Annotated in this window: 3 protein-coding genes; 2 read left to right on the top strand and 1 reads right to left on the bottom strand. The window is 42.8% G+C overall.

Annotated features, from left to right (window positions below; genetic code table 11):
- Nucleotides 1-615 precede the first annotated feature (615 nt).
- Entirely contained in the window at nt 616-1,152 is a 537-nt protein-coding gene (locus ABL924_RS17740) for a hypothetical protein (protein ID WP_349028427.1), read from the top strand.
- A gap of 653 nt (nt 1,153-1,805) precedes the next feature.
- Nucleotides 1,806-3,104, top strand: a complete 1,299-nt coding sequence (locus tag ABL924_RS17735; RefSeq protein WP_349028426.1) for a hypothetical protein — start codon at nt 1,806-1,808, stop codon at nt 3,102-3,104.
- An 835-nt stretch (nt 3,105-3,939) separates the two neighbouring features.
- Here ABL924_RS17735 and ABL924_RS17730 read toward each other — a convergent pair.
- Nucleotides 3,940-5,206: transporter (locus ABL924_RS17730; protein ID WP_349028425.1), on the bottom strand; the 1,267-nt coding region annotated here is incomplete at its 5' end.

Raw genomic sequence — 5,206 nt, 5'->3', positions numbered from 1 at the left:
GCGACATCATTTGGGGCGGATGACGCGTCGCACCAAGGTGGTTTCTAAAAAGGAGTTCATGGTCAATGCTTCCATCAAGCTGTGGGTAGCCCTGACTAACTCAACTACCTTCCTAGAGTACCAACGGAAATATATATGTATCTTTACGTAAACACTCTCAGGGTTTTAATAACGCGACACCCTATGGAAACCTATAATAATTGCTTTTTTCAGTATTTTTAGAAATATGGTAACCTCTAAAAATTCAAAAAGCCCCTTCTCCCTTTGGGAGAAGGTTGGGATGAGGGCTTTAAAATCAAGTGGTCATTTCCCTCACCCTAGCCCTCTCCCAGAGGGAGAGGGGATTATTAGAGATCCCCATATATGTTATTGAAATATATAGGACGCGCTCAAAATTTAATTAATAGAGATCCCCTTATGGAATATTGTTGCCAACCAGAGTGTTCGTTCAATCGCGACGTTAAAATGGAAACCCGTATCTAAAGTGTTATAATTAAGGTGAAAAATAGATCTTAATAGACTGTAATTATTAAGGCTTTCTTAAAAGTCAAAGTAACTTAACTTTATAAACGTATTTATCAAAAATGCTTTTTTATTTTAAGTGGGAGGATGAAAATGCGTCATGTATTCTATTTTATGCTGGTTTTCTTTGGTTTCATGATACGTGGGGAGGCCGCTACCATCAGCTATGAGACTAATCATATCGGTGGTAATCGTTGGGAATATTCCTACACCGTAAGTAACGGTGCATTGTCGGGCAATATAGAAGAGCTTTCAATTTACTTTGCGGGTAGCGAATATAGCAATCTTGCTGTTGGACACACGCCAAGCGGGTGGGATGTGGTAGTTAATCAGCCAGATACTGTGTTGCCATCAGATGGATTTTACGATTCGCTTGCGCTTGTTTCGGGCATTGCGCCGAAAACCGCGCTAAAGGGGTTCTCAGTGTCATTCAATTTTTTAGGCTCAGGGATTCCTGGAAATCAAGCTTTCGATATTCTTGACCCAATTACTTTTAATCCGATTGATTCTGGGTTTACTGTTTCTAGTGTCCCGTTACCGAGCGCGCTATCAATGTTCGTAGTTGGATTGGGTCTGTTAACCAGCATTTCGCTATTTAACAATCGCTGGTTTAGATTAGTTGCCGCCTGAAAATGGGAGAGAATACTTTCCGTGGGAAGGCGACCTTTTTCTTGTTTAATGTCGATTCAGTACCGCTAATCGCTGCCGCACCTGACATGCTCATTGAAAAACTAACCCGATCATTCAGTGAAAAGAGTATTGGATATTTGGTCCCTGTTGGAAACGCCCAAGGTTGTTAAATAACCGAGATTTCCGAACAGTACTACTGGGTCACAAGTCTTAACCAGCGTCATAAATCTGCACGGCATGTTTCTTGAATGCAGGGTTATATAGTACAGGGTTGCATTCGCCCTCCATTTCCCGCAATTCTACCGAAATTCTAGATTCATTTTTTATCCTTCCTTATTTACTATAAGGATGATTTATAAATGTACGAAGAATAAGCGATTGATTCTGATTGCGATAATAACAACCCTTAGGTTTGGCAACTGGCACTGTTCGGCAGAGCTTTAACCAAGTGGGAAATCAATTTATTATCGCAATTCTGCAATTTTCTATGTACTATAGAAAATACGCATGACTTTGCCGTTAATATGATTATTTGTTTAAGGCTGATTGATGTGATGCGCAAGCAGGGGTATTGTGGATTCTAAAGCATCCATTTAGCACCACCATTACACGATGACATATTTTTTAAACTTTAGCTACGTGAAGGAATAAAAATGACTACAAAAAATCAATCGTTATCAAGGACATATTGTTGTTTATTTATAGGCCTGTTGTTGAATGCAATGTGCGGTATTGCTAATGCCCAAACGACGCGGGTAAGTGTCAAATCCTTTGGTGGACAGGCTAACCGTGGCGCATCAACCTCATCTAGTCCGAGCATTTCCGCCAATGGCCGTTTTGTCGCTTTTGGTTCAACTTCAAGCAATCTAGTTCCTGGCGGCGTGAAAGATGCTGAGGCTGTCTATTTTCATGATCGCAAAACCCAAAAAACCACGCGGGTGAGCGTTAGCTCCAAGGGTGTCGCAGGTCCTGGCATGTTTCCCAGTATGAGTGCCGATGGTCGCTACGTGGTATTTGAAAGCTGGGTTGACTCGCTCGCCAAAGGTGATACCAATAACCAAAATGATGTCTTAATCCACGACAATGCAATGCATACCACCAGCCTAGTCAGTGTCAGTTCCAAGGAGATTCAGGGTAATGCTGGTTCCAATAAGGCCAGTATTAGCGCAAATGGTCGCTTTGTGGTTTTTGAATCCTTTGCTGACAATCTTGTGCCAGGCGATACCAACGGTGTCAGCGATATTTTCGTCCGTGACCTTACGGCTGGAACAACAAAACGGGTCAGTGTCAGCAGCAAAGGCGGCCAAGGCGACCAATATAGTGGTGCTGGTTCGGCTACTATTAGCGGCGATGGTCGGTTTGTTGCTTTCACATCCCTCTCAGAAAATTTAGTCGCTAACGACAAAAAGAGGGGTTGGGATGCCTTTGTCCATGACAACTTTTCTGGGCAGACAATTAGTCTCACAAATGATATCACCATTGGTAACACACCCATGTACCTGGGTGGAATCGATGCTAAGATCAGCGCCAATGGCCAATTCGCGGTGTTTGTTGCGACTGCAAATCCTTTTGCTGGGTTTGCAGGAGGTACCAGCTTTACCAAAACCCTCATCTATAACGTGTTTAATGGACAAATAACTTATGCTATTGCCGACGTTCCAGGCTTGCCGACGGACGACGGTAGTGGTAACGCCAGCATCAGTGGCGATGGACATTTTCTGGCGTTTAATGCCACTACGCAAGACAACGTGGGCAATGTCTTCATCCAAGACCAAGTGACTAACGCAACCTACCTGGTCAGCGCCAGTTCACGAGGCGTCCGGGGAAATAATCACAGTTTTCTGCCTACGATGAGTACCGACGGACATCATGTGGCGTATTTTTCCATGGCTAACAATCTGGTTGCCGGTGATACTAATAAAGCGGTTGATGTCTTTGTGCTTGATTTTTAATGGTATTGACCTAAGTAACTTATACCAATCCCAATTAGTTCTCATTGAAACCTTCTCCAGAGGGAGAAGGCTGGGATGAGGGGATTCGTATAGCAACTTATTGGGATTGGTATTACTTAGGCCAAGGTAAAATGAGCTGAGAGTTATATCTCGTGCCGAATAAGCCCTGTTATACCAATCCTAATAAGTTCTCATTGTTACCTTCTCCAAAGGGAGAAGGCTAGGATGAGGGGATTTATATAACAACTTTTTGGGATTGGTATTATTAGTCATTAAGTTGTGTTGTGCTGGTATTAGAATAGGGCTTGGATTTGGTCTTGACGTGGGTTGTGGGAAATGGAACGGCGTGGCCGTTTTCGCTTCCAGGGATTGATGCACTGCCCACAGTTAAGCGTTGAGACCCCTTTCACCCAGAGTACAAGCCTAGGTTTGCACTCCGGCATTCGCTGTTTATAAGGAATTAAAAAACATGTTTTTTAATTCCTTATTTCTTGACTGTGGGCAGCGAGGGGTTGATGACCAATTCGCAAAGCCCCCTAAGTTTTATAGAAGGTATTTTTTAATAAAAATCAATGTATTATAAAATAATTGATATTTTGAAAATTCTTTAAGTTCAATAGGTTATGGTTAATTGAGAACAGCTCCTAGTTTTTAGCGTCATACCAATCCCAAAAAGTTGTTATATAAATCCCCTCATCCTAGCCTTCTCCCTTTGGAGAAGGTAACAATGAGAACTTATTGGGGTTAGTATTATTTACACCCCAATTGACAACAACCGCTTAAGCCTTTTGACCTGAACTCTCGCCAGCGACGGCAAATACAGACTTTTTGTTAGCTAGAAAGGTAAGGGATATTTCCCATCAAGCCGATAAGGCAAGCGTATGCCCACAGCAAAATCTGGTGATTCTTTCGTTAGGCCGAAACTCACAAAAGGTTCAACCGACAGGTTCTTCTTTATTTGTATGGTTGAACTAAATTGCATCGTGTTAATGTCTTGGCTAGAGACTGTAATTGAACGTTTCACAAGATTACCTGATGAATCCAGAAGAGAGGTCGTGCCTGTAGAACGGTTTAACGAAGATGAACCAGCCATGCTCATGGAAAAACTGACCCTATCATTCAATGAAAAACCCATGCCGAGCGAGTAAGGAATTTCATCGCTGCCAGAAACGCCTACGGATGTTGCATAGCCGAGATTTCCGAAAAGCACCACCGGATCTAGGGTTTTAACCATTGTCACCGAAGTACCGATACTTCCGGAACCGCTGCCTAATAAGTTATTTGATCTATCGCCAGTGGGTGCGGTACCGTTTAAATTCAAAATGATGTCCGGTAATGTACCGTCCTCCCTCCAAGCCGCATAACGAAGGCCTAGGCCGATATCACCCAAGCCGGTACGCTCTTGATGCGCTAAACCAAGAAAATCCCGCTCAACGTAACTGAAGGGAACAGTAAGATCGAACTCAACATTATCCAAGAGACCGTAACGCGAAATAGCAGTCGCCCCTGCTGAACGATTAGCTTGAATTGGCACTATAACAGAAGGATTACTACCAAGTATTGTACTTCCTCCATTATCTTTTGCATAAACTAAATCCAACTCAGTCTGAAGCTCGCCTTTTTTAAATAATAATTTTTGACTACGCAAAAACACATCTAACTGTCGTTTTGCTTCTATGGCTTCTTTTTTGCGATCCCCCTCAGCTAAACTAGCGCCACGGTCAGTAGGGGTATTTTTTTGGGTACTTGCTCGAGATGAATTCTTGTCCGCTGATGCCGGCGTATTCGCTGTTGATGCCTGTTTTGTCTTGGTAAGTTCAGTTTTGCTTGCTTGAGATGAAGTCGCCGTAGAAACGGGCTTAGTTGTCGCCGAAATCGACGATGGCGGGTTTTTTAAAAGTGTTTGCATCTGCATCTTAAGTGTTTTCATTTCCTGCTTAAGCTGCTCATGTTCCTGCAACGTGACAAACCCTTTTTTGGGCGTATGGCTTTGCGCGTACAAGACACCGTTATGACTGATCCCCATAAACGCTGTATTAAGGAAAAAGTAAACCACAATGACCCTAACAAATAAAACGGCTATTTTTTTCATATTATTGGCA

It is taken from the genome of Methyloglobulus sp., assembly GCF_040079455.1.
In the GTDB taxonomy this organism is placed as follows: Bacteria; Pseudomonadota; Gammaproteobacteria; order Methylococcales; family Methylomonadaceae; genus Methyloglobulus.
This window is presented reverse-complemented; position numbering and strand designations above follow the sequence as displayed.